Annotated in this window: 20 protein-coding genes and 1 pseudogene; 8 read left to right on the top strand and 13 right to left on the bottom strand. The window is 43.0% G+C overall.

Features of this window, described 5'->3' with window-relative positions; genetic code table 11:
* Positions 1–140: 140 nt before the first annotated feature.
* The 7 genes from V7K67_RS14925 to V7K67_RS14895 all read right to left on the bottom strand — a co-directional run bounded on the left by V7K67_RS14925 (position 141) and on the right by V7K67_RS14895 (position 6,692).
* A complete protein-coding gene (locus tag V7K67_RS14925; RefSeq protein ID WP_335167155.1) occupies positions 141–587 on the bottom strand; it encodes a hypothetical protein in 447 nt (148 codons plus the stop codon).
* Between the two features lie 140 nt (positions 588–727).
* Positions 728–1,018 carry a hypothetical protein gene (locus V7K67_RS14920; protein WP_334732575.1) on the bottom strand — a complete coding sequence of 97 codons (291 nt, stop codon included), beginning with the start codon at positions 1,016–1,018 and terminating at the stop codon, positions 728–730.
* Positions 1,018–1,980, bottom strand: a complete 963-nt coding sequence (locus V7K67_RS14915; RefSeq protein WP_334732576.1) for an aldo/keto reductase — start codon at positions 1,978–1,980, stop codon at positions 1,018–1,020. Before V7K67_RS14915 ends, V7K67_RS14920 begins: the two co-directional genes overlap by 1 nt.
* Before the next feature lie 502 nt (positions 1,981–2,482).
* Positions 2,483–2,788 (bottom strand): small RNA NsiR4-regulated ssr1528 family protein, encoded by a 306-nt coding sequence (locus V7K67_RS14910; protein ID WP_334732578.1) that lies wholly within the window; start codon positions 2,786–2,788, stop codon positions 2,483–2,485.
* Between the two features lie 70 nt (positions 2,789–2,858).
* Positions 2,859–3,113, bottom strand: a complete 255-nt coding sequence (locus tag V7K67_RS14905; RefSeq protein ID WP_292853389.1) for a hypothetical protein — start codon at positions 3,111–3,113, stop codon at positions 2,859–2,861.
* A 114-nt stretch (positions 3,114–3,227) separates the two neighbouring features.
* Positions 3,228–6,353, bottom strand: a complete 3,126-nt coding sequence (locus tag V7K67_RS14900; protein ID WP_334732579.1) for a phosphoenolpyruvate carboxylase — start codon at positions 6,351–6,353, stop codon at positions 3,228–3,230.
* An 84-nt stretch (positions 6,354–6,437) separates the two neighbouring features.
* Positions 6,438–6,692, bottom strand: coding sequence for a hypothetical protein (locus V7K67_RS14895; RefSeq protein WP_334708542.1), 255 nt, complete (start codon positions 6,690–6,692; stop codon positions 6,438–6,440).
* A 489-nt stretch (positions 6,693–7,181) separates the two neighbouring features.
* Here V7K67_RS14895 and V7K67_RS14890 point away from each other — a divergent pair, with 489 nt between their 5' ends.
* From V7K67_RS14890 to V7K67_RS14880, 3 genes and pseudogenes are all read left to right on the top strand, one after another.
* The gene (locus V7K67_RS14890; RefSeq protein ID WP_335167152.1) at positions 7,182–10,196 is read left to right on the top strand and encodes a DUF1574 family protein; all 3,015 of its coding nucleotides are present in this window, start codon (positions 7,182–7,184) and stop codon (positions 10,194–10,196) included.
* Positions 10,197–10,342: 146 nt separating this feature from the next.
* Positions 10,343–11,842: an MBOAT family O-acyltransferase gene (locus tag V7K67_RS14885; protein ID WP_334732581.1), complete on the top strand. Its 1,500-nt coding sequence runs from the start codon at positions 10,343–10,345 to the stop codon at positions 11,840–11,842.
* Between the two features lie 161 nt (positions 11,843–12,003).
* Positions 12,004–12,165 (top strand): annotated as a pseudogene (locus V7K67_RS14880) (transposase); the annotation flags it as partial.
* A 91-nt stretch (positions 12,166–12,256) separates the two neighbouring features.
* Here the strand turns inward: V7K67_RS14880 and V7K67_RS14875 are convergent.
* Positions 12,257–13,351 (bottom strand): HoxN/HupN/NixA family nickel/cobalt transporter, encoded by a 1,095-nt coding sequence (locus V7K67_RS14875; RefSeq protein WP_334732582.1) that lies wholly within the window; start codon positions 13,349–13,351, stop codon positions 12,257–12,259.
* Positions 13,352–13,913: 562 nt separating this feature from the next.
* On the opposite strand from V7K67_RS14875, the gene psbA reads away from it, so the two are divergent.
* Positions 13,914–14,996 carry a photosystem II q(b) protein gene (psbA, locus tag V7K67_RS14870; RefSeq protein ID WP_334708537.1) on the top strand — a complete coding sequence of 361 codons (1,083 nt, stop codon included), beginning with the start codon at positions 13,914–13,916 and terminating at the stop codon, positions 14,994–14,996.
* A 225-nt stretch (positions 14,997–15,221) separates the two neighbouring features.
* Positions 15,222–15,830, top strand: coding sequence for a DNA methyltransferase (locus V7K67_RS14865; protein WP_442943840.1), 609 nt, complete (start codon positions 15,222–15,224; stop codon positions 15,828–15,830).
* 73 nt (positions 15,831–15,903) lie between these two features.
* Here the strand turns inward: V7K67_RS14865 and V7K67_RS14860 are convergent, their stop codons facing one another.
* A complete protein-coding gene (locus V7K67_RS14860; protein WP_334708535.1) occupies positions 15,904–16,116 on the bottom strand; it encodes a hypothetical protein in 213 nt (70 codons plus the stop codon).
* Between the two features lie 898 nt (positions 16,117–17,014).
* Here V7K67_RS14860 and V7K67_RS14855 point away from each other — a divergent pair.
* On the top strand, positions 17,015–18,070 hold the full coding sequence (locus tag V7K67_RS14855) for an SGNH/GDSL hydrolase family protein (RefSeq protein WP_334708534.1): 1,056 nt from the start codon (positions 17,015–17,017) through the stop codon (positions 18,068–18,070).
* A gap of 63 nt (positions 18,071–18,133) precedes the next feature.
* Here V7K67_RS14855 and larE read toward each other — a convergent pair whose 3' ends face one another.
* Entirely contained in the window at positions 18,134–18,961 is an 828-nt protein-coding gene (gene larE, locus V7K67_RS14850) for an ATP-dependent sacrificial sulfur transferase LarE (protein WP_335167149.1), read from the bottom strand.
* 124 nt (positions 18,962–19,085) lie between these two features.
* Positions 19,086–20,930, bottom strand: coding sequence for a hybrid histidine kinase/response regulator HrmK (gene hrmK, locus V7K67_RS14845; RefSeq protein WP_335167147.1), 1,845 nt, complete (start codon positions 20,928–20,930; stop codon positions 19,086–19,088).
* Between the two features lie 205 nt (positions 20,931–21,135).
* On the opposite strand from hrmK, the gene V7K67_RS14840 reads away from it, so the two are divergent.
* Positions 21,136–22,002, top strand: a complete 867-nt coding sequence (locus V7K67_RS14840) for a branched-chain amino acid ABC transporter permease (protein WP_334697767.1) — start codon at positions 21,136–21,138, stop codon at positions 22,000–22,002.
* A gap of 21 nt (positions 22,003–22,023) precedes the next feature.
* On the opposite strand, the gene V7K67_RS14835 is transcribed toward V7K67_RS14840, so the two are convergent.
* Together V7K67_RS14835 and lipA are read right to left on the bottom strand one after the other, a co-directional pair.
* Positions 22,024–22,161 carry a photosystem I protein PsaX gene (locus tag V7K67_RS14835; protein ID WP_334708867.1) on the bottom strand — a complete coding sequence of 46 codons (138 nt, stop codon included), beginning with the start codon at positions 22,159–22,161 and terminating at the stop codon, positions 22,024–22,026.
* Positions 22,162–22,330: 169 nt separating this feature from the next.
* Positions 22,331–23,269 carry a lipoyl synthase gene (lipA, locus tag V7K67_RS14830; RefSeq protein WP_335167163.1) on the bottom strand — a complete coding sequence of 313 codons (939 nt, stop codon included), beginning with the start codon at positions 23,267–23,269 and terminating at the stop codon, positions 22,331–22,333.
* Between the two features lie 234 nt (positions 23,270–23,503).
* Here lipA and V7K67_RS14825 point away from each other — a divergent pair, with 234 nt between their 5' ends.
* Entirely contained in the window at positions 23,504–24,187 is a 684-nt protein-coding gene (locus V7K67_RS14825; RefSeq protein ID WP_335167144.1) for a response regulator, read from the top strand.
* The last annotated feature ends 509 nt before the right edge of the window (positions 24,188–24,696 follow it).

Genomic DNA, 24,696 nt, shown 5'->3' with positions numbered 1-24,696 from the left:
GTGTAACCGAACAGTATTGCTAGTAACCTAATATTTTTCTGAATCATTCGTGAAAAACAAGATCCCCGACAACTTTTACGAAGTCGGGGATCTACGGGTTGCAATTCTCAGAAATCCAATAGGATTGCTATATCTATTCTTTATTTACCAAAAGCATCTTTAATGTTATCGACAGTGCGTTCAACAGCATTTTTTGTTTTATCTACTGCTTCTTTAGTCCGAGATGCATCTTCATTTGCTCTTCTTTGAATTGTCGCTGCATCTTGCTTGGCTTTGCGTTCAGCAAAACTACCATTATCTGTTGCTTGGTCAATTTTATTGGCATTGCTCTTGGCAGCTTGCTTAACTTTATCTGCCGCATCATCAATGAAATTTTTGGTTCGTCCAGCATCTCTACTAGCTTTTTCTTCAGCGCGATCGCCTGCGTCTGAGGATGCAATCAAGGTTGCAGCAGGATCAGCCATTGCTGAGGTGTTTGAGAAAAATGCACCTTGCCAAACAAAAGCGATCGCTAATATACCAAGCAATGCTGTAGCCATCCAGCGTTTTACTGTGGAAAGCTGTTTTGTAACATAATTCAGTTTCATACAAGACAATCTCATGTGATTTAGTATACTAAATCTACTTTATTTAGCTTATTAGCCATATCGATCCCTAGATAGAAGTTCTGGCGTCAATAGTTATGAAACGAATTCACTATTTTGATAGATTGAATTTTGAGTAAAGATTATTTCTTGGTAATCAAGGGTCGAATTAAACAGGTTACAAATTTTGGATATGAGCGATCGCCCTTGAGAGAAAAGTTAGCGATCGCAATTACTAAACTGGACTGGCTCTCTAGTGTTGTATCATGGTGTAAACTTTTTCCCCAAACAACGCTCAATACTGTTGGGTTAAGGCAAGAGACGCGATAAATCGCCGTCTCTACAATAATCAGCGATTTATCCCGTCTTTGCGATCTATGATTTTTATCAAAAAACTTTAACTGAACCGTATTGAGACAACACTCAGAAAGCATCAAGCTGACATCAATTGCTGGATGCGCTGTGGTTCCTCTCCCAGCCAATCTGGATTTTGGGCAGTACTGTCAAATATTGATGAGGTTTTGAATGGCTCAAACTCGCCGCGTGATGCTGCTTCTGCAGTTTTTGCTAAGATTGATCGCACTTGCTCGTCATTCATTGGCTGGAATGTCCGCACTGCTTCAAAGGCTTGCTCTAGAATTTCCATACTGTCAATTCCGGTAATCACAACCGATGTTGGCAGATTCAAAGCATAGTGTAAACACTCAATTGGCGTTACTGTATTTGACCGTAAAAGAATACCGTTTGCCAAGCTTTTCATCCCCAAAACGCCGATGTTTTGTTTCACAAGTTCTGGTACAACCAACTTTGCAAAGCTTCGGTAGTGGGCATCCATCACATTTAGCGGCATCTGCACTGTATCAAATTTAAACCCGTGAGCAGCTGCAACTTCTAGCGAATGCAGATGAATATGGGGATCTTTGTGCCCAGTGAAGCCGATGTATCGGAGTTTTCCAGCTTTTCGCGCCTCAATGAAGGCAGCATTTGCCCCTTCTGGGTCAAAAATTCGATGGGGATCTTCGTATCGAATCATTTCGTGATGCTGAACAAGATCGATGTAATCAACTTGCAAGCGTTTCAGTGATTCGTCTAGCTGTTTTGCAGCTTCTTTTTTAGAACGACCATCGATTTTCGTCATCAGAAACACTTTATCTCGATAGCGATCGCGCAGCGCTTTTCCCATACGAATTTCGCTGACTCCACCGTTATAATCCCAACTGTTATCCATAAAGGTGATGCCGCGATCAATAGCTGTTCTCACAATGCGGATAGCCAATTGCTCATCAACGTGCTTCAAGGCGATGTGCCAACCACCCAATCCGATGGCGGAAACTTTCTCTCCTGTACTACCGAGTACTCGATATTGCATTTCTGAATTTGACGTAGTTCCTGACATGTGTTCTCCAAGTCTTTCAGCTATTACTCAAGTACATATAGCCACCTGCCAATTCAAACACAAGGCAAAGTTGACAATATCTTGCTGTAGATACACTTTTCAACGCGATCGGCAAAAGAATCAAGAAGCCAAAATACCGATGGCAATTTAGGATATGTGAGGTAAAGAATTGAGGGCACAGCCATCAAAACGAAAGACTGATTATTGTAGAGACGGCGATTCATCGCGTCTCTTGCCTGAATCGAACAGTATTAAGGGCACAGCATTGCTCATAGGTGTCAACTTAAGACCTGGCGAATAGAATTCGCGGCTACACTGGCATTGTCCGCCTCTGCGGACTAAAGTCAAATTAAGGGTTTGAAACCCACGGAGGTGGGTTTTGTTTGTATAGACGCGAATTCTATTCGCCCATTTGTACGTTAAATTGACACCAATGAGCATTGCTGTGCCCCAACAACATACTTAGTTCAAATAAATGAAAACTGTTGTAAAACATCAACAATTATTTACCGCTATAGAAAAAGGCAATTTCCTTGTCTTTTAGGGGTGCAAAATCAGCATCTACAAGTAATTGGTCGAGTTCTGCTTGGGGAATGTGCTTTGCGCCAATTCGCACAATGCGCGATCGCATCGTATTAGATACACCACTGCGCTGTCTATTGCCTTCTAGCGCCATCACTTTACCATAAAGTTCTAACTTAGCAGGCGGAATGGGAGAACCATCAAAATCAATTCCCTGTGCGATCGCTTCATCAATCGCATCAGCCCCAGTAGTAGTTTGATTCCCTGAGTTAGTTTCGGTAGGCATGGTGATTTTCTCTTCTTAGCTATGGGTAGATTTTACCAGCCTTGCTGACACCAAAGCCGCCAAAGGTTAACTAATCACGAGCTTGTCGCGTCACCACACCACCAACAAACGCCCCTAAAATAGTGCCTGTCCAAAGTCCTGTTGTGCTACCTTGCCACATTGCCCCTGGCGTCATCCAAGCATTGCACATCTCCTTTAAACCCCAAGGTTGGTTTTGGCACTTTTGGCTATGCAGCATCATGGTGATTTGCCCGCTGGTGTAAGCGCCAAAAAAACCTGATGACAAAGCCAAAAAAGTGCAAATTAAAATTCTATTTTTAGTCATTAGCCATTAGCCATTAACCATCAGCCATCAGCCATCAGCCATTAACCATCAGCCATTAGCCATCAGCCATTAGCCATTAGCCATTTCTCCCTCATTCTCATGCCCAATTCCCAATCAACCCGTATTTCTCATCCCAGCTGCAATGCCATTAATAGTTAACAATGCTCCTCGCAGTAACTCGCCTTTGCTATAACGAGAATGAATTACTCCAGAAGTAGCAGTCGTATTTAGGGACTGCCGTAGACGCTTGAGTAGTGAAACTTGGATAAATCCCAAGGGGACAATTGTGCCATTGCGTAACTGTACAGATCGCTGCAACACAGGATCGCCATCTAACAGTCGATTGTGATCGGTGATTTTTAACACCAAATCCCTTGTCAGATAAAACTCGCTGGCAATTTGGTCAAAAACCTTGGCAAAACGAAGTTTATCTTCTGGCTTGGACAATTCCTGAACGTAGTGATGTGCCATTTGCATATCTACCTTTGCCAAAGTCATCTCAGCTTTAGAAATCACCATCTTGAAGAAGGGCCACTTAACGTAAAAATAGCGCAGCAATTTCAAGTGTTCTTCTGGTTCTTCGTTCAAGAATTCTTGTAAAGCTGTGCCAACGCCATACCAGGAAGGAAGTAAAATACGGGTTTGTGTCCAGCTAAATACCCAAGGAATCGCTCGCAGACTACTTAAATCTTTCTTACCAGATGGACGACGTGCGGGACGGGAACTAATTTGCAACTGGCTAATTTCTTCAATGGGAGTTACTTCGTGGAAGAAGTCAACAAAATCAGGCTGTTCATAGATTAGGGCACGATAATGTTGACGCGATCGCGCTGCTAATTCTTCCATAATCTCATTCCAGGGTTCAATATCATCAAACCCTGTCCGCAGCAGGCTAGCTTGAATCACCGCAGTGGTGATGGTTTCCATGTGGTATAATGCCAAATCCAGCAAGGAGTATTTGGAAGCCAAAACTTCTCCTTGTTCGGTAATCTTGATTCGCCCATTGATACTATGGCCTGGTTGAGCCAAAATCGCTTCGTAAGCAGGGCCGCCACCCCGTCCCACAGAACCACCGCGTCCGTGAAAAATCCGCAAATTTATATCGTAGTTTTCTGCTATTTGTTGCAGTGATTTTTGAGCTTTATGAATTTCCCAGTTGCTACTTAAAAAACCAGAGTCTTTGTTGCTGTCAGAATACCCCAGCATTACTTCTTGTAAGTTTGTGGGGAGGGGGGAAGAGGCAGGGGCAGGGGAGCAGGGGAGCAGGGGAGCAGGGGAGGCAGGGGGGGCAGGGGGGGCAGGGGAGGATGAGTTTTCATCCACAATACTCTCTGTTTTTGTATGTTCGTAGCCGCCGGCTAATAAAGCGCGATACAAGGGGAGTTCAAACAGTTTCCGCATGACGCTTCGGGAGCGTTGTAAGTCTTCTACTGTCTCAAATAGGGGGACTACTTGAATGGTTCCGACAGCTATGGCGGGGTCAAAAAGTCTGGCTTCTTTGGCTAACAGCAGTACTTCCAGCACGTCGCTCACGTCGCGGCACATGCTGATAATGTAAGTTTGGCAGATATTTAGACCAAATTCTTGTTGGAGCGATCGCACGACGCGAAAGGTTTCAATGACATCGTTGGTTTTTTCAGAAAATGGCAATTCTGCCGGAATTAATGGCCGACGGGTTTGCAGTTCTCCTGTAAGCCAAGCGACTCTTTGCTCCTCCGAGAGGTCGTTGTAAGGTTGGGGTAATAGTTGTAGATATTCCAGTATCTCATTGAGCGCATCGGCATGACGGGATGATTCTTGACGGATATCTAGCTGTGTCAAGTTAAAGCCAAAAATTTCTACCTGACAGATGAGATTTTCTAATTCTCGACAACTTAAACCTGTTTCTGTTAAGTTGCGCTGAATCATCCGCAGTTCTGCTAAAAAATCGGCTCCTGAACGATACAGGGGACTATCTTGATTGGTTGGCGTTTCCCGATTGTACAAAGCTAGATTGCGATCGCGAGTATTTTCCAGTCGCTTCAGCACATAAGCCAGTTTCAGCCGATAAGGTTCTTGTCGATAACGTAGGGCCAGTGCGTCATAAACTTCACTCAACTGGGACTGATCCGCTTCTAGAGATTCCAGTAAGTCTGGTAAGACATCACTCCAGTGCATCGACACGCTCAACAGCTCAATCAGATTTTTCACTGACTGAATATATCTTCCTAGCACCATTTTGCGCTGATAGCAAGCTGTCTGCCAGGTAATTTCGGGTGTAACTGATGGGTTCCCATCTCTATCTGAGCCTACCCAGGAGCCGAAAGAGCAAAAGTTTTTACTCGGTGGTTCTAGCCAAGGAAAGGTATTGGATAGGGTATGTTTGAAACGTTTATAAAGTTGGGGAATGCCATCAAATAAAACTTCTTGGAAGTAGTGTAGGGCATAATCTACTTCATCTAGCACTGTGGGTTTAAACTGATGAAGTTCGTCTGTGCGCCACCAGAGGCGAATTTCTTCGAGCAATTGTTCGCGGACATCTGCTGCTTCCCAAGGATATGCTCCTGGTGTAGTCCCAGAATGGTTTTCTAAGGCATCCAACTTTTGCAAAAGTTGTACCACTTGTCGCTGCTTATCCCGGATGGTATGACGAACAATTTCCGTCGGGTGCGCGGTGAAAACTAAGCGGACATCCAGATGTGTAATTAGACGTTGAATTTGCTGGGGTGGTACATTCAGTTTGAATAAATAGGGAAATAAGGCAGCAAAAGTACCTTTGGGTTGGATTTGCGCCTTTTCGAGATAATTCTTTCTGAGGAAGTCTGCTGCTATTCCCTTACTAACAGGCGCGTCATCTTCTCTTTGATTAGAGGAATAGTTGACATTGGCTGGTCTTTTCGGCTCAATTTCCTCGGTTTCTGCCTCATAGCGACTCAATTGCTGCCGTTGTTCGTATTCCTGCTCTATGATGTTAATCAACTGAAAATATAGAGCGAAAGCACGAGCGGCGCGAATTGCTTCGTTGATATTTAGTTGTTCAATTAATTTGACGGCTGAGGATGCTTGGTCATTTGTTGCTTGTCCTTCTGGTGAACATAAATCGCGCAACTGCCGCAACAAATCTACCATATTTTGACCACATTCTTGCCGGAGAACTGACTCCCACAATTCTTCCACTACCTGGAGACGATGGCGCAAAAATAATTCCGACACCGGGTATATATCCGCAGTTTGAGACGAAGAGTATAAAAGGGAACCCATATTCTCTATTCTTGTAAAGCTAATTAGTGTTTACGGTTCTAGGTTTTGCACTTAATGCTCACTGGGTTGTTCCTGAGCAAATAATTATTTGGTGTATATCTTCTCATCTTGATTGATTTCGTGTTCATCTGGGAAATCTAGGTTGGGTAGGCGATCGCCTCGAAATAATTCTTCACTGGCTTCCCCTATGGCTTCTAGCGCTCTTACTGTAGTTTTGCTGGTAATCAGTAGCAGTAATATAGACGCTGTACCAATTTGTAAAAGGAACGACGGGGGAATGGCAAATAAATCCAGATTGGATGCGGGTTTAGGTGAAGATTGTTGGTTGACAGGAGGCATTGCTAATTATTAGTTATGGGAAGAGTAAGAAGGAGTTAGGAGTTATGAGTTAGGAGTTAGGAGTCAGGAGTTAGTAATTAGGAGTTAAGATGACTCCAACGCTAAGGGCAGGGAGTTTAATGAGATAAGCTTATTGTTTGTTTCGCCCATCTGGGGTATTAGGGCAGTGGGATGCAAATCCGGCTTTCAAGGACAAGTCATCAGCCAGTCATATAGAATTATTCTGACTCCTAACTTTTAACTCCAAACTCCAAACTCCAAACTCCTAACTTCTAACTTCTGATTTTTGACTCCCTATTAGTAAAATAAACGCAAAACTCAACATTAGTCAGACTTGCAACCCGTACAAGACTATCTTGTCCGATTTTGTGAGCTACGAAGGTAACAAAATTGTTAAAAAAAAACGTCAGAGTGTGATAAACCTATGGTTCTAGTTTACAAGTGCAGGCACTATCCCCCAACAATCGCTGACTGTAAAGTTAACTGAGCATGAAAACAGTATTACCAGATCGCCAGCAGTCCTTAGCGCAATGGGTAAGCCAGGCAACAGGGATCAACACTTTCGGGGTGAAAGTCCGGTTGCGGGGAAATGACCTTCATATTCTTTGTGAAGGTACGGAATGTCCTCAGCGTTGGCGTACTTTGTCTGACTTGCTGCAAGCACTACAGCAAACAAATTTAGATATCCTCACAAACAGCGAACAAACCTCAATATATCAAGTATTTGTCTATGGCCGCAGAAAAGGGGAACAGCGCCCTTCATGGTGCCATCGGGTTCACTTGAATCAAATAGATAAGCATTTGGATGAGGTGCAGCAAGCGCTACTAGCAGACTCAGAAAAATCCAAACAATCGGGCGGGGCGCTAATTGTCTCTAACGAAAGTTTGGCACGCCAAGGCAACCCAGAGGCGATCGCTCGATATCTCAGCGAAACTCTGAGTACGTTAGGTGTATCAGTACTGGCAAAGATTAAGCCATATAAACCCAAGAATTCTCAGCCAGAAGAAAACCGCCTGTGGATATTTTGCCAGTCGAGCTATAGCCCTGATGCATCATTGCTTGCTGAACCAATAGCACAAAAGCTGCGTTATCTCAAGCTTTCCGGCTACCAAGATGCTGTAATTGTTTCTCAGGTGAGCGGCGAAACTGCCCCTGATTGGCTGTTGCGGATAGATTTGACCCCACCAGAGGTAATGCTGAAAGAGTGGGCGCGTTGGGGGGATGTCCAAGCGATCGCTCGATTATTAACTGAGGTACTATCAAGGTTAAAAGTTGGTGTCCAAGTTTCTTTAAAAGAATCAACGCTACATATCTTTTGTATCCCAGCTTTTGATCTCTTAGGAACTGCCCCTATCCCAGACAAGGCAGTGTGTTTAGAGGCAATTTTACCGCAACTAGAAGCGATCGCACCTCAAGGCATTCTCGCCACCACCGTCTACGGACAAAAAGCAGGCGACATGCAGCCGACTTGGATTGATTGGCTGACTTTACCCGCAGCAAACAATCCCATCTTTGCCACATCACCGCTCGATTTAGCCAATACTGGCGATGAACCTGCGATCGTATTTTTACTGGAGCGTTTACTCAATCCTGATCTGGATTGGCGACTATTGACAGGTGGAATTCGCGTACTGCTACTGAACAAAAATGATTTATTACACATCATGTGTGATGCACCTGTTTGTCCAGTACGGCAACAAGTAGCAAGTAAAATTACGCAGTTTATCCGCCAGTTAAAAATTCCCGGTATTATGGGAGTACGTGTCTACGGTCGCCGGGCTGGGAATAAAGAACCTTTTTGGCATTATGGCGTCGATCTTGAACATCGCCAACGTTTAGTACCAGAAGCAACCCCAGAATTTGCTGCTACTTCCAAATACGTTAACGATTTAGTAACCTCTGAGACTAGTGAGCCAATTTTGCGCCCCGAATTAACCACAGAAGAAGTTCAAAGTTTTGTAACTGAAGTAGCGCGAGATTGGCTGACAACTGCGAGTGCAACAGCGAAAAAATTCCTGTTGAACAGCCAGCTATTTATCGAAAGCAACCAATCAGCAGAACATAACAATGATGTTCAAGGAATTAAGATTGCTCTAGTTTGGGGAACACTCGGATTATTGCTCACCCTCCAAACTGATTGGGTACTGGGTCAAATTATTGCACGTACTATACCAAGTTCGTCAAAAGTTGCTAGCGTCTCCCTCCCATCATCTTCTGAACGCCAAGCATCTTTGACATCTGGGAAAAATCAGAGTCAGAAAACAACATTTTTTACCAGCACTTCCAAAACGAAATCTCCTGCAAATCAGAGTTCTGTATTTAACGCTTCGGAATTTACCCAAAGTGATGATACTCCGAAAAATAATTTGGCTGCTGCACCACTGAAGGAAAAAGCTACCGCAACAGCTATTCTTTTAGCAGCGCGATCGCAGCTGCCAAGTTTCAACGTCAGACAGTTAGATGAGCAACTAGCACTGTATAAACAGCGTTTAGCTAGAACTGGTACTCCGCCAGACGTGTTGGTTATTGGCTCCTCCCGCGCCCTCAGAGGAGTAGATCCCGCAGCACTTTCTAAAGCTTTAGCGACTCAGGGCTATCCAAATATTGACGTATTTAACTTTGGGATCAACGGTGCTACTGCACAAGTTGTAGACTTTGTGATTCGCCATGTACTGGAACCATCAGAGCTACCAAAAATAATTATCTGGGCAGATGGTGCCCGTGCTTTCAACGGCGGACGCGAGGATATTACCTTTAAATCGCTTGCTGCATCAGCTGGTTATAAACAAGCATTCCAAAAAACAGCAACCACTGCAAATAGCAATGATTTGCCAGAGAATACAGTAAATTCAGGAGAAAAAAAGACAAACGAAGAAAAACCGGAGATCAGTACTTATGAAGCTGTCAATCAGTCCTTAAATCAGGCTCTAGCGTCTGTTTCTGCTAGTTATAAAAACCGTGACCAAATAAAAGGTTTACTGCAAAAACAATTCCTCGTATTTGGTCATAATCAGACAGTTACATTAGAAAAACAGATCACAGACGGTACTTCAGATGAGAGTATTTCTCAGCAAGCCGTTGACTTTGATGGCTTTCTACCCTTGTCTATTCGCTTTAATCCTGCGAGATACTATCAAAAACATTCTAGAGTCCCCGGAAATTATGACAACGACTATAAATCTTTCCAGGTAGAAGGACAGCAAGATACCGCTTTCCAAGAAGTGCTTCAGTTTACCCAGGCTCAGAAAATTTCCTTAGTGTTTGTCAACATGCCTCTGACGGCAGATTATTTAGATCCAGTGCGTAGACAATATGAGCAACAATTTCAACAATATATGTTGCGTTTGGCTACTAATCCCAACTTTATTTATCGTGATTTGAGCCAACAGTGGCCAAAAGCAAATGACTACTTTTCTGACCCCAGTCACCTCAACCGCTTTGGCGCATACGAAGTCTCGAAAAAGTTGGCTAACGATTCGATGATTCCTTGGCCAGTGAAGTAGGGGACTGGGGACTGGGGACTGGGGACTGGGGACTGGGGACTGGGGACTGGGGACTGGGGACTGGGCAGAATAATCTACAATACCTAATGACCAATGCCCAATGACAAATGACCAATGACAAATGACTAATGACCAATGACTAAAAAATGAACTTTATATCAATTTTCTATGGGCTATTCTTGCTGAGTGTATTAGGAATTTACTGGTCTTTAGCACAACAGAAATTGCGATTATGGACGCTGCTAATTGCCAGTTTAATTTTCTATGCGTCTTTGCACATCCAATACATACCGTTACTCTTAGCTTTGACCTTTATTAATTTCCGTGTGGGACTGGAAATTGGTAAAAATACATCACCAGGAAAACATTCTCTTGACTGGCAAATCTCTAACGAAGAGTGGCAATTTGCTCAAGCTGATTGGAATCGTCGCCGTCTAAAAGTTTTGTGGCTGGGTATAACTCTAAATGTTTTACTGTTATTAGCTTTTAAGTATTTTACCCCCTTATTCAAGTTTGTTTTTAATATACAAACAAACTCACTAGATAGCTCTTTTAAATTGATTGCACCCTTGGGAATTTCATTTTTCACCTTTGAATGCATTGCCTATTTAATAGATGTCTATCGCGGTGCCCCTGCTACTGATAATTTTCTCAAATTTGCTACATACAAATTATTCTTCGCCAAACTGATTTCAGGCCCGATTACGCGCTACCACAACTTAGCAAATCAATTCAATACACTAGATTTACCCAGTTCTGATAGAGTAGCTGAGGCGCTGTGGTTGATTGCTAGAGGCGCAGTCAAAAAGGGAATTTTTGCAGACCACTTGGGAATTTTTGTCGATTTATGTTTTGGTAATTTGCAACGGGCGGGTAGTACCGATCTTTGGTTAGCTACATTTGCATACGGCTTGCAATTATACCTAGATTTTAACGGTTACGTAGATATCGCCCGTGGGAGTGCTTTGCTTTTCGGTTTGGTTCTACCTGAGAATTTTGACTTTCCCTATTTCAGCACCAATATCTCAGAATTTTGGCGGCGCTGGCATATCACTCTAGGAGATTGGCTGCGTAACTATGTCTACTTTCCTTTGGGTGGTTCCCGTCAAGGTTTAGTCCGTACCTGCTGGAATTTATTTCTTGTGATGCTAATTGCTGGTATCTGGCACGGTGCTGCTTTGGGTTATGTCGTTTGGGGCATATTCCACGGATTAGCCTTGGTGGTTCATCGACTTACAGATTCTATAAGCGATCGCGTTGAAAATCTAGAACAATTCTGGCAAAATCCTCTGGGTATCTTTGTCGCTTGGTTATTAACCCAACTAATGGTTTTTACCTCTTGGATTTGGTTCCGTCTACCTAATCTCCAAGACTCTTCTTTAGTGATTCGGCATCTTTGGGGTTATCCAGCTGACGCCCAGTTTGCCCAAAAGGTCTATGTGGAAGCCTTAAATATGAGCCAATCCCAACTCACTTGGGTACTTCTAGCTTTAGCTGCCCTGATGGCTGTAGTCTATGCCTTCAACCGAATGCTGAAGTTAGAGTTTAACTGGCCAATTAAGCTTTTATTCGTTCCCATCTGTTTCTACGCTGTTTGGTTATTAGCCCCTGAAGGCAGTTTGCCCTACATCTACTTTGATTTTTAAATTGATATACTCACCTGCCTGAAGGCGAGGTGATTCTTGACGCTTCGTTGACAGGTGCTACCGGAGTAGTCTTATCCCATCTCTGCGCCCGTTTAGAGTCGTGGCAATGCCCTATCCCGACTTTGTTTATATTTTTTGCAGCGTTCTCGTCCCGGTCGTGTTCAGTCCCAGGCGTTTCTAGTCGTCGCTACGGACAAGCAGGTTATAAAAAACCCCACGAAGAAGCCTTATGGAGTCCTAGCTATTTTGCTATTTCTGTAGGAGAAGCGACGCTAGAAGTTCTTAAGCAATACATTAGAAATCAAGAAAAGCGGCTCCTTTAGGACGGGGCTTGAATCCCATTTTTTCGGTCAACTTGAATTCGCACTTCCAAGCTAGATACTTGCTCTAACCTTTGTGCAGGCTTAAGATTGATCATTTCCTTTGATTTGTATCTGTCTGCTTAGAGATTGTAGTAGTAGTAACCTCCAATTCATCGTACTTCTTGACTTTGTAGATGAAAGTCGAGAGTAACCAACTTAATACAAAGATACCAATGATCAAGTAGCCAATTGTGCCGAAATTATCACTTAGTTCACTAATAAAATCCCAAAACCAACCTTTCAGTTGTAACTGATCGCCAATGATGCTGAGAGCTTCAATCCCTCCGATGATTACAGCGACCAGTACAGAAACAAAGGTAATCGTCATATTGTAGTAGAGCTTGCGGATTGGTTTGACGTAAGCCCAGCCATAGGCACCAAGCATTAAAATGCCGTCAGTAGTGTCAACTAGGGACATACCTGCTGTAAACAAAGCTGGGAACAATAAGATCGACCAAATCGGCAGACCTTTAGCCGCCTGACTTGCAGAGATCCCAAGCAGTCCTACCTCAGTCGCGGTGTCGAAGCCTAAACCGAAAAGAAACCCCAAAGGGTACATTTTCCAGCTACTATCTATCAGCCGAAACAAGGGACGGAAGAAGCGACCTAATAGCCCACGTTGGTTCAAAAATTCATCTAAAGACTGCTCATCGTAAATTCCTCCCCGCTTTACGCTTTGGAAGGTTTTATAGACATCCCAGAGAACCACCATATTAATCGCTGCAATTGCCAGTAGGAAAAGTGCAGAAACAGTAGTGCCAATTAACCCACCAACCTTTTGAAAACTAGGAAAGTCCTTTTGGATGGTTGAGGCGGTCAATGCGATCGCAACAGAGGCTAAAACTACAATGGTGGAATGACCCAGTGAGAAAAAGAACCCAACAGCAACAGGTCGTTTGTTCTCCTGCATCAATTTACGGGTAACATTGTCAATCGCCGCAATATGATCGGCATCCACAGCATGACGCAGCCCAAAACTATAAGCTAATACGGCAGTGCCAAGCAGAAGGGGGTAACTGTGGAATGCAATGAGGGCAACTACCCAAACCAAAATATTCACACTAATCAAGAATGCATAAATGTTGATAACTTTACGTCTAACGTTTCTGGAGCTATCGTTGAAAACACGCGAAAAACCTGATAACATGCATTTCCTCTTTTTGTTTGGTGAAAATGAATCGCACTGTATTAGCAGAGAAAAACCGAGCCTAATTACTTCCTTGAGACTCGTAAAGATTATTTAAGAGATGTAACTTTTTACTAAAACCTATTGGGATAAAAACTGCAATCCTCTAAGGGGGCATTTCAAGATTTAATTAAGACTTAAAATTTTTCCCACAGTCTAATTGTAAAGAAGTGTAAAGATAAGTAACTAGTACAGCATGGTGGAAATCTACTTACCATCTCAATTAGCCAGACAATTGATTAAGCCCCTTATTAAAGGCAGGCAAACTTCCGCCACAGAGTCGTAGGCGATCGCATCATTGAAAGTGATAGCTAGTTAGGTGTTGAAATGCCTTACGAAGCGTCAATACATTACTTATTTTAATAGTAGAAAAACTTTACAGTTCGACTAGCTTGTTAAAGAATTCTGTTACAGAATATTAAGTCACAGATTGCATCCAAGTAAAATCATGTAGACTATATTTCAACAGGCGAGAATAAACCCGCTTGTTCCATATTTAACAACCCATAGCACTTATAAAACAATGACCACAACCTTACAACGGCGCTCTGGCGCTAGCGTATGGGATCGCTTCTGCGAGTGGATCACCAGCACCGAAAACCGTATATACATCGGTTGGTTCGGCGTGTTGATGATTCCTACCCTGCTAGCTGCAACCACCTGCTTCGTAATTGCCTTCATCGCTGCTCCTCCTGTGGACATCGATGGTATCCGTGAACCAGTTGCAGGTTCTTTGATCTACGGAAACAACATCATTTCTGGTGCAGTTGTTCCTTCTTCAAACGCTATCGGCTTGCACTTCTACCCAATCTGGGAAGCAGCTTCCTTAGATGAGTGGTTGTACAACGGCGGTCCTTACCAGTTGGTAGTTTTCCACTTCTTGATCGGTTGCGCTACCTACCTTGGTCGTCAGTGGGAACTTTCTTACCGCTTAGGTATGCGTCCTTGGATCTGCGTAGCTTACAGCGCACCTCTGGCTTCCGCTACCGCAGTATTCTTGATCTACCCCATCGGTCAAGGTTCTTTCTCTGATGGTATGCCTTTGGGTATCTCTGGAACCTTCAACTTCATGATTGTGTTCCAAGCAGAACATAACATCTTGATGCATCCCTTCCACATGTTAGGTGTGGCTGGCGTATTCGGTGGTTCATTGTTCTCTGCAATGCACGGTTCTCTAGTAACTTCTTCCTTGGTGCGTGAAACCACCGAAACCGAATCACTAAACTACGGTTACAAGTTCGGTCAAGAAGAAGAAACCTACAACATCGTTGCGGCACACGGCTACTTCGGTCGTTTGATCTTCCAATACGCTTCCTTCAACAATAGCCGTCAATTGCACTTCTTCCTCGCAGCTTGGCCTGTCGTCGGTATCTGGTTCACCGCTTTGGGTATCAGCACGATGGCATTCAACCTGAACGGTTTCAACTTCAACCAATCAATCATTGACTCCCAAGGTCGTGTCATCAGCACTTGGGCAGACGTAATCAACCGCGCTAACTTGGGTATGGAAGTAATGCACGAGCGTAACGCTCATAACTTCCCCCTAGACTTAGCTGCTGGTGAGGTCACTCCTGTAGCAATGACTGCTCCTGCTATCAACGGTTAATACTGAAGTTTAGCTAAATAAAAAGCGCCCTCCAGAAATGGGGGCGCTTTTTAATTGAAGAAGAATTCAGCATCAAAACAGATTAGTTTCTCTATGTGTCGCTCTGCGTCAACAAAATAACTTTTAAAATAAAATATCCAGACAATATCAAAACAAGTTATAACTATAAAAAATGAGATAACTTTATCACTCTTGCAAGAAGAACCAATAACGCCACCAAAAGAAATAATTTTTAATCCCTCTTATACCCAGCAGAACGGAGCCGCATATTTAAAGGAAGTAGGTTTCTTTCTTGCTCAAGAATTTTACCACTATAATCCGTCTCGACTGCCAACCCCTGCTGAGTGGGTGACAATCAGACGGATTCGTGTGAAAGATTCTGTAAATACAGTTTGGTGGTTGTCTAAAACACCAAATCCTAAAGCAGATAATAGAAAAGTTTTAAAGCCTTATAGCCAAAGTATGAAACAGTTACTCAAAAATGGCTATAAAGCAAAAATACGTCCTAGTGGACATGATATTTCTGATAAATTTCAAAAGGATAACCAGGGTGCAATTCCACCAAATTTACTAGAAATTGCTAATACTGAATCTAATAGTGCCTATTTACGACGCTGCAAAACAGCAGAAATTAGACCCCATCCAGCACGTTTTCCTCAAGGGTTCGCTGAGTTTTTCATCAAATTCTTAACTGATGAAGATGATATAGTCTTAGATCCATTTGCAGGTTCTAATACAACTGGCTTTGTTTCTGAGACTCTACAACGCCGCTGGATATCTTTTGAAATTAATGAAAATTACGTAATGGGAAGTCGTTATCGATTTGGCCAATGACAAAATTAAGTGAAGAGTCAAGAGTCAGAAGTTAAAATTTATAATTCATAACTCGTAACTCATAACTACTTACTTAAATTTCTCCATTTACCTGCATTTGATGAACTTGATCTGCTAACTCTTGGCGACCTTGATCATCTAGTTTGTCAATAGCTAACATCCCCATAAGAATAACTTCTTTCAGGGTCAAACGTGTAGAATGTGCCTGTTTTTGCACAATCTCTTTAATAATGGGACTAACACCAATCGCTGTACTAGCTCTAGCCACGGAAAAAAAGGGAAACACTAATGATTCAGCCTAAATCTTAGCACTTCCAATGAGGTTATTCCCTAGAGTTAAAACTTAATTTAAATGTGTTTCAACTCATACTTCAATGAGTAAACATAAATTTCAAATGAAGTATATAGGAATCCGATTTGATTACTGAATTTATTTGTGTGGTGCGCGTTGGCGTTAGCGTCTCTGAAAGAGAAGCCTCTCGTAGAGAAGCGCAGCGCAAGCGCGATAGGGAGGGAACAAGGAACAGAGAGGAAGGGAATAGACGTGTACTGAGTTTTTTCAAAAATCAAATATGAGTCTTATAGTAAGTTCTCAAATTCTCAGTATGATAAACTTAATACTTGCTTATTGACGACACACCATCGTATGATATCAATATTATCGATGGTTACACTTACACCTATTACTCTTTGATAAGTCATGCATTTGCACTGCTCAATTTCACATAACAAAGTGAAAAGTGTAGATGTGAAACTGTTTTTCGTCAGGCATCGCTTCTAGGTCTAGCAAACTCTCATGCGATCGCCACAATTGCTAAAATCTAGAAATCTGAAATCTTATGGTAATTTAATCAAAAGCAAAAACCTCTCTCCTGAGATGCTCACAAATCACTCACTAATCGCCGAGTTTGCCAACACTTAATTTGTGACAACTGAGTGTAAAAAGTGTAGAACAACTAAATCAGTGCTTTCAGTAGAAACATTCTCACAAATAATACTTCTATACTACTGATAAAACCCTACTTTAAAGAGATCGTAAATTGTCAAATATAATCTCGTGAATACGCTTTACAGAAATATACAGTGTAAATAAGAATAGTAGATTGACCGAAGTAAAATTTTCCTGAATACAGACAACTAATGCTGTGATATGGAAAAGCAGTGCGTAGAGGAGAGATAAAGCGATGAGGGACCCTTATCTGTTGGCAGCAGGCTTGTTAACAGGATTAGCAATACCAGCATCGGCTCTTCCACATCTGTCCATTGTCCTGCCAGAAAATTCTAGATTCCTGTGGGATTTAAAACAGGGTTCGCAGGCAATAGTCAGTACAAAAATTATCAAGAATGTTGATCTCTCCTTACCAGAACTGAGCGGCCAAGCGTTCCAACCCTTAAAAAGTTCGCAGCTATCAGTAGGTGAGAAAAACATCCCTAGCGTACCAGAATTCGGCAGTCCGGGATTACCAACCCCAACAGAGTCATCACTTAACCCCAGCACCCAAGCAGCTACCCTCTTATTGACATCTGGGAATCAACTTTACTACCAAAGATTGGCGGCTCTGAAAACAGGTCAGATTTATACACGCGTAGATAGTGATAATTTGCAATCATTGTGGGAGTCGATCAAGAAACGTCAACTAACTTATGACGACTGGAAAAGTTTACTAGCTTTAGAAGCGAGAGCGATCGCTCAAGGTCAAGGCCCAAATCATCTAAGTATCTTAGTTGGTGATTCTTTGACTATGTGGTTTCCTAAACAAAAACTACCTGCTGGTAAATTGTGGCTAAATCAAGGCATATCTGGCGATACTTCTAGTGGCGTTTTAAAAAGATTGGGGGCATTTTCGGCAACCCGACCAGATGTGATTTACATCATGACTGGAATTAACGACTTACTAAAAGGCACTAGTGATGAAGCTATTTTGCGTAATTATCGCCGGATTATCCACCGATTACGGCAGGAACACCCACATACTGAAATCATTGTCCAATCAATTTTGCCAACTCGCCGAGCAAAACTTTCTAATAACCGCATTCGTCACATCAACATCCAACTAACCGTGATTGCCAAACAAGAAGGTGCTAATTATCTAAATATTTATAGCTGGTTTACAGATATGGAAGGCAATTTGCGCCCAGAGTTGACCACAGATGGGTTGCACTTGTCTCAAGAGGGATATGACGTGTGGCGAACAGCACTACAGCAGATAGAATACAAGCTGACTCAGCGTGAGAATTGAGCGATCGCTTTGCCGACATTTGGAGCTATGTCTACGACGGGCTGCGCCTACGCAACCAAAATCTTATTTAACGCCCAAGGCTTCCCGATTTAAAACCTGATTCAACTTACCGCTACGATAACCTTCTAAATCTAAGGTTACATAAATAAATCCAAAATCTTGAAATGCTGAAACTAATGTTTGTAAATCGTTAGTCAACACAAACTCTTTAATTTGTTCTGGTGGTAATTCAATACGTGCTGTATCCCCTTCTGATCGCACGCGCAAATTCTGCCAACCTAGCTTTCGGAGATAAATTTCTCCTCTACCGACTCGTTGCAACTTAGCCACAGTAATCTCTTCACCGTAAGGAAAGCGGGAACTGAGACAAGGTTGAGCAGGTTTATCCCACCAAGGTAAACCGAGTTGTTGCGAAAGTTGGCGAACTTCTATTTTAGTGACACCCACTTCTGCTAAAGGCGATCGCGCCCCTCTTTCCTTAGCCGCCTGAATTCCTGGGCGATAATCATGCAAATCATCGGCATTTACCCCATCTACGACGTAGGGATAACCCAACTCTAAAGCTAAAGGTTTGAGAGTGTCGTGCAACTCACTTTTGCAAAAATAACAGCGATTAACAGGGTTAGAAGTGTAGTTGGGATTTTCCATCTCGTGAGTCTGGACGATTTTATGAGAAATCCCAATCGTTGCAGCTTGAATTGTCGCGTCTTCCAACTCTTCTGGTAATAGCGAAGGAGAAACAGCCGTGACAGCCAAAGCGCGATCGCCCAAGACATCATAAGCAATTTTGGCAACCAAAGTGCTATCAACGCCCCCAGAGTAGGCAATCAACGCCTGCTCAATTTCTCTAAATAAGGCTCTTAATTGCTCAAATTTTTCTGTCAGCATCATTTCCCAATCCTGCCAAAACCCTATAGCACCCAACAATTTCTATTGTAGTCATTAGTTATGGGGCATTGGGCATTGGGTATTCGATAATTTTTCTTCCCCTGCTCCCCCTGCTCCCTCATCTCCCTCATCTCCCTTCCCCATCAAGCGAAGTTGGTGCTTTACTGTACTTGGCTACCAGACTGGCTAAAAGTGGTAAATCAATCGGTTTAGAAATATAGTCATTTACTCCAGTGGCTAGACAAGTTTCGCGATCGCCTTTCATCGCCATTGCTGTTTGAACAATTACCGGAATCGTCCGATATTGCGGATGTTCTCGCAGTTGTTGTACCAAGTTAAGACCATTTCCATCTGCTAGATAAACATCCATTAAAATCACTGCTGGCTCTAACACACTTAGAGTTTCCCACATCTCACCAGCATTCTGAACCCAAGTCACTTGATATCCCAATTTACGTAGGTAAATTTGCATCAAATCAGCATTTGGTAAATCATTTTCTACCAATAAAATCTCTACAGAAGAACTAGGTGTGAAATGCAGAGGAAATGAAGAAAATTTTGCTCCCTCATCCCCCTCATCCCCCTCATCCCCCCCCACTTCTTGCTTAAAGGGAAGTACCAAGGTAAAACGGGAGCCGCGATTTACTTCAGATTCCACTTTCACAGAACCACCGTGAATTTGGGCAAGTTTCTGAGTCACTGCTAAACCCAAACCAGTACCTTCAACACCACCTGCTACAGCCTTGGCAATTTGGAAATAGGGTTCAAACAGTTGAACTTGGTCTTCTTGGGAAATACCACTGCCAGTATCCCAAACTGTAAAATGCACAAATACACCTTTAGGAGCAACCCGTAAGCCAACACTTCCTTCACTGGTAAACTTTAGAGCGTTGAAGATTAAATTCAACAGCATTTGCTTGAGTCGTAAGGGGTCAGCTACTAAGGTTGTAATATCGGGTTCAAGTTCTAAGCACAGTTTCAAACCCTTATTAGCGGCTTTCTCTTTCACTAGTGCCAAAACATTGCTACACAGCAGTGGCACATCTATTATTTCCCACTGTACTTCTAGCTGATTTGCTTCAATTTTAGAGAGATCCAAAATATCATTAATCAGAGCTAGCAAGTGCTTGCCGCTAGACTGAATGATATTTAAGTACTCTTGCTGGCGTTCTCTAGTTGGTTCGTACCCTGGTGCTAAAAGCAGGTGGGTAAACCCAATAATAGAACTAAGCGGTGTGCGAATTTCGTGGCTGGTATTTGCCAAAAACTGATTTTTGAGTTGATTAGTACGCTCCAATTCTTGATTAGAGTTGCTTAACTGTTGATACCGTTGCGACCAAGATAGGATATGTCTAAGCTGTACCAACGCTGTAGTACAGTATTTGGCAGACCTTGCCATCAATTGCGATCTGAGTTGAGCTTGTGATTTGATCAGCGATTGACGATCGGAGCTTAGGGACGCTGTGGCGATAATCAGCCAGCCCATGACGTTACCAGAGTCATCAGCTAACCGCCAAGCGCTCTGTGGTTGTTGATGCTCAAGCTGTTGCAAATCTTCAAGTTTTATGACTTCTTGCAATTTCAACAGCAGCTTTTTTTCTGCTGTCAGCACTTCTACAAATAAAGGTTGTGAGTTTGGGGATGGAGAATGAGAAACATAGCAAACTGTGGCAACGGTTTCTTGTGGTTGAAACAAGGCAATGCCTACGGCACAATCTGTAAGTGCCAAATTACTGCTGTGAACAGCACTGTTAATTTCGTTAACCACAGCTTGGAAAATTTCTGCTTGTGCGGCTCCTGCCTGTGGGACAGTGTTACAAGCAGAAAGTAGGCAATCATTAAGACGACTTTGCAACTGGTTTAAGCTGCTCTCCAGCCACAACTGTGCGCGAAGTTGCTCAATTGTTGTCAAAAGTTTTGGCGTTGCATCTATCAGTGAGTTCTGGTCTGGTAAGCTTGAGTACTGCTGCATGGTCAACTAGACCGCTGAACAAATTTAGCTTTGCATAAAAATCCGAATAGGATTTTATGCATATTAGCCGAGAATTCTTTTTTATTTATAAACCATAACTTATGTTGTTATAAACCATAGCTTATGATGCCGAATTTAGCAGCTAGACAAAAAAATTATTTTATGAACCATTAACCTAAAATTTTTTAAAAGCAACTTGAGACTTATGGATACACAATTCGCCCAACTAATGGTTAATGGGATTGCGGTGGGGAGCATTATTGCGCTAGCCGCAGTCGGACTGACTCTTACTTATGGAATTTTACGACTATCAAATTTTGCTCATGGTGACTTTCTCACTTTAGGAGCCTATCTCACCTGGCTGATAAACACCATTGGAGTCAATATTTGGCTGTCGATGATTTTGGCAGCAGCGGGAACAGTTGCAGCAATGCTGTTATCGGAAAAGTTACTGTGGTCAAGGATGCGCGCTATCCGTGCTACTTCCACGACGCTGATTATTATTTCTATCGGACTTGCCTTATTTCTTCGCAATGGGATTATTTTGATTTGGGGTGGCAAGAACCAAAATTATGATTTACCTGTTACGCCGGCTTTAGATATTTTGGGTTTAAAGGTGCCGCAAAATCAATTATTGGTATTGGGGTTAGCGGTGCTAGCAATCTTGGCGCTACATTACCTGCTGCAAAATACCAAAATTGGTAAGGCGATGCGAGCAGTTGCCGACGATCTGGACTTAGCTAGGGTTTCAGGTATTAATGTTGACCGAGTAATTTTCTGGACTTGGGTAATTGCTGGCACTCTTACGTCATTGGGTGGAAGTATGTATGGGTTAATTACAGCCGTGCGTCCAAACATGGGATGGTTCCTAATATTACCATTATTTGCCTCAGTAATACTTGGTGGCATTGGCAACCCTTACGGTGCGATCGCAGCAGCTTTGATCATTGGCATCGTCCAGGAAATCAGTACACCTTGGCTGGGTTCACAGTACAAACAAGGTGTAGCCCTGTTGATCATGATTTTGGTGCTGCTCATTCGTCCCAAAGGTTTATTCAAAGGAACCATTTGAGCAGCACCATTCCACTTCTAATTACTCAATAATGTGGAAATAGTAGGCTGCTACCAGTAAATTGATCGCTAACAAGAACAGCGCCCAGCCTGTGCGAAAGGCGTAGGGAGGTTTAGCTCCACTGTCGGCAACTGGGGAAATCTTAGTTTTAGCAGTCATAATTCAATTCTCCTAATGTCAGGACTTTTTAAGAAATACCAAACTGGCGTACCAAATACTCAAATTCTTTAAGAATATTTGTGTGAAGTTGGGAATTGGGGATTGGGGACTGGGGACTGGGGACTGGGGACTGGGTATGGGGCTTTGGTTATTTCTTCCCCTGCCTCCCCTAACTCCCCTGCTCCCTCATCCCCCCACTCCCTAATCCCTCCTCTCCAGCATGATAGGAACTGCGAACCAGAGGCCCAGAACGAACATGGTTGAATCCCATTTCCCATGCTAATCTGCCAAGCTGATCGAATTCCTCTGGAGTCCAATATTTTTGCACTGGCAAATGTTCTAGGGAAGGACGCATATACTGACCGATAGTCAAGCGATCGCACCCTACAGCATTGAGATCAGCCATTGCTTCAACGACTTCATCAAGTGTTTCTCCGTGTCCCAGCATCAAACCTGATTTGGTGGGAATGGTCGAATTGATTTCTTTGACCATAGCCAGTACTGAGAGAGAGCGATCATACTTGGCTCCCCGGCGCACTGGCCCTGTTAACCGCCGCACTGTCTCAATATTGTGATTGAAACAAGCTGGTTTGGCTTTCACAATCATCTCTATCCGCTGGCGTTGACCTGATTCCCCAACACCAGCACCACCCCAAAAATCGGGGGTCAGCACTTCAATTTGAGTCTCTGGGTTCAATTGGCGGATAGTCGCGATCGTCTTCACAAAATGCCCTGCACCCTGGTCGGGCAAGTCATCACGGGCTACAGAAGTCAGCACCACATAACGCAATCCCAAAAGCTGCACCGCCTGGGCGACCTTTTCGGGTTCCTCTAAATCAAGAGACATCGGTGCATGACCTTTATCTACTTGACAGAAAGCACAAGAGCGTGTACAGGTAGGCCCCATTAGCAAAAAAGTTGCAGTTTTTTGGGCGTAGCACTCTCCGCGGTTAGGGCAGCGTCCTTCTTCACAAATCGTGTGAATTTGGCGCTGCTTAATAATACGTTGTACGGTAGAGATTTCACTGGCTTTGCCAATCGGACGACGTAACCAGCTAGGCATTACCGTAATTTCAGACTTTAGTTCGGCTTGTTGTGACGAAATCATAGACATCCAAGCAAGATGCGGATATAGATGTAGTGGTCTATCGGTTAAATATCACCATGACACAAATTCAAAAGAGCGCGAGCAAAAGTTTTGCAAAACACCTCTGACAATGTCATTTATACCGAAATATACTATCCCCCAATTGCTAGAAATTTTGTATATAGTGGGAGGATTCTCAAGGGCAATCGGCAAAGCCGCTATTTACACTTATAGTTTCTGTTAGAGCAAACAGTCGTGGCAAGCAACAAGATTTTAGTTATCGATGACACTACAGTTGTCAGGGTAAAAGTACGAGAAATGTTGCCTCCGGGCAATTTTGAGGTACTGGAAGCAAAAGATGGTGTGGAAGGACTAAATTTCATCCTTCAGGAAAAACTCAGCCTGATTATGCTGGATTTCCTGTTGCCTAAAATGAGTGGCTGGGAGGTTTTTCAGAAAGTTCAAGCCGATCCGGAGTTAAGGAAAATTCCTTTGGTGATCATGTCTGGTCGCAAGGAAGAAGTGACTGAAAAAATCACAGAACCCTTTGAATACTTTGAATTTCTGGGCAAACCTTTTGATCAAAAGCAACTAATTAGCGCAATTAAGTTAGCTATGACCAAGGCGAAACAGCCGCGCCCAGAACTAGTCGCAGTGGGAGGAGCAGCGGCCGTTAAAAATGGCACAGTTGCAACACTAGAGGTTGCAACTGCTACAGTCGCAGCCCCTAGCGTCGCCAATGTTGCAGTAGCAACTCCTAGCGTCGCCAATACTGCGATGCCTACGGCGGCAAGCAACGCAACCCCTAGTGCTGGAGGAGTCTCCGACGCAGAAATTAATGCGTTGAACGAGAAAATTGTCAAAATGCAGGCAGAAATTGATGGGTTGAAAAAACAGCTAACTCAGGTTGTGACTTTTATTAAACAAAAAATCAAGTAGTATTTGCGCTCGTTATTATCGCAGCCAAAAATACACCGTCTCTAATAACAGGTGTCCGATTCAAAGCGGGTAAAAATAGTTAGTTCAAAAATACTTATGTTGATGTTGATAAGTCATAATTATCTAGTGAGATACAGTTTAACCTCACCCCGATAAAGCTATGCTTTATCTCCCCTTTGCTCACAGAGAGGGATTGGGGTGAGATTTTTATATGTATTTAACTCAATACAGTTCAGATCAGCCCAAAACACTTGTAGAGACGGCGATTTATCGCGTCTCGAAAACCCGAAATTGTTGCCAGTAGCCCTTAACCCAAGCGTATTGGTATTTAACTAGATAAGGAAACGCTTTTAAGATTCAGATATTTAGTAAAAAATCACATTTTCTAATATAAATTAAACAAAAAATCCTATTCAGGACTTACGCAACTGGCACAGTGGGATCGCATTTGTATAGTACATAAATACTATTAGAAGTGGCATACCCAAAGGAAATTGATGAAATTAGTA

The sequence above is a fragment of the Nostoc sp. genome (assembly GCF_036917155.1).
Taxonomy (GTDB): domain Bacteria; phylum Cyanobacteriota; class Cyanobacteriia; order Cyanobacteriales; family Nostocaceae; genus Nostoc.
The sequence above is the reverse complement of the archived record's forward strand: the minus strand, read 5'-3'. Positions and strand labels throughout refer to the sequence as shown.

Coding starts and splice junctions, on each gene's coding strand:
- V7K67_RS14925 (WP_335167155.1), bottom strand. CDS start 587: ATGAAACTGAATTATGTTACAAAACAGCTTTCCACAGTAAAACGCTGG.
- V7K67_RS14920 (WP_334732575.1), bottom strand. CDS start 1,018: ATGCTTTCTGAGTGTTGTCTCAATACGGTTCAGTTAAAGTTTTTTGAT.
- V7K67_RS14915 (WP_334732576.1), bottom strand. CDS start 1,980: ATGTCAGGAACTACGTCAAATTCAGAAATGCAATATCGAGTACTCGGT.
- V7K67_RS14910 (WP_334732578.1), bottom strand. CDS start 2,788: ATGCCTACCGAAACTAACTCAGGGAATCAAACTACTACTGGGGCTGAT.
- V7K67_RS14905 (WP_292853389.1), bottom strand. CDS start 3,113: ATGACTAAAAATAGAATTTTAATTTGCACTTTTTTGGCTTTGTCATCA.
- V7K67_RS14900 (WP_334732579.1), bottom strand. CDS start 6,353: ATGGGTTCCCTTTTATACTCTTCGTCTCAAACTGCGGATATATACCCG.
- V7K67_RS14895 (WP_334708542.1), bottom strand. CDS start 6,692: ATGCCTCCTGTCAACCAACAATCTTCACCTAAACCCGCATCCAATCTG.
- V7K67_RS14890 (WP_335167152.1), top strand. CDS start 7,182: ATGAAAACAGTATTACCAGATCGCCAGCAGTCCTTAGCGCAATGGGTA.
- V7K67_RS14885 (WP_334732581.1), top strand. CDS start 10,343: ATGAACTTTATATCAATTTTCTATGGGCTATTCTTGCTGAGTGTATTA.
- V7K67_RS14875 (WP_334732582.1), bottom strand. CDS start 13,351: ATGTTATCAGGTTTTTCGCGTGTTTTCAACGATAGCTCCAGAAACGTT.
- psbA (WP_334708537.1), top strand. CDS start 13,914: ATGACCACAACCTTACAACGGCGCTCTGGCGCTAGCGTATGGGATCGC.
- V7K67_RS14855 (WP_334708534.1), top strand. CDS start 17,015: ATGAGGGACCCTTATCTGTTGGCAGCAGGCTTGTTAACAGGATTAGCA.
- larE (WP_335167149.1), bottom strand. CDS start 18,961: ATGATGCTGACAGAAAAATTTGAGCAATTAAGAGCCTTATTTAGAGAA.
- hrmK (WP_335167147.1), bottom strand. CDS start 20,930: ATGCAGCAGTACTCAAGCTTACCAGACCAGAACTCACTGATAGATGCA.
- V7K67_RS14840 (WP_334697767.1), top strand. CDS start 21,136: ATGGATACACAATTCGCCCAACTAATGGTTAATGGGATTGCGGTGGGG.
- V7K67_RS14835 (WP_334708867.1), bottom strand. CDS start 22,161: ATGACTGCTAAAACTAAGATTTCCCCAGTTGCCGACAGTGGAGCTAAA.
- lipA (WP_335167163.1), bottom strand. CDS start 23,269: ATGATTTCGTCACAACAAGCCGAACTAAAGTCTGAAATTACGGTAATG.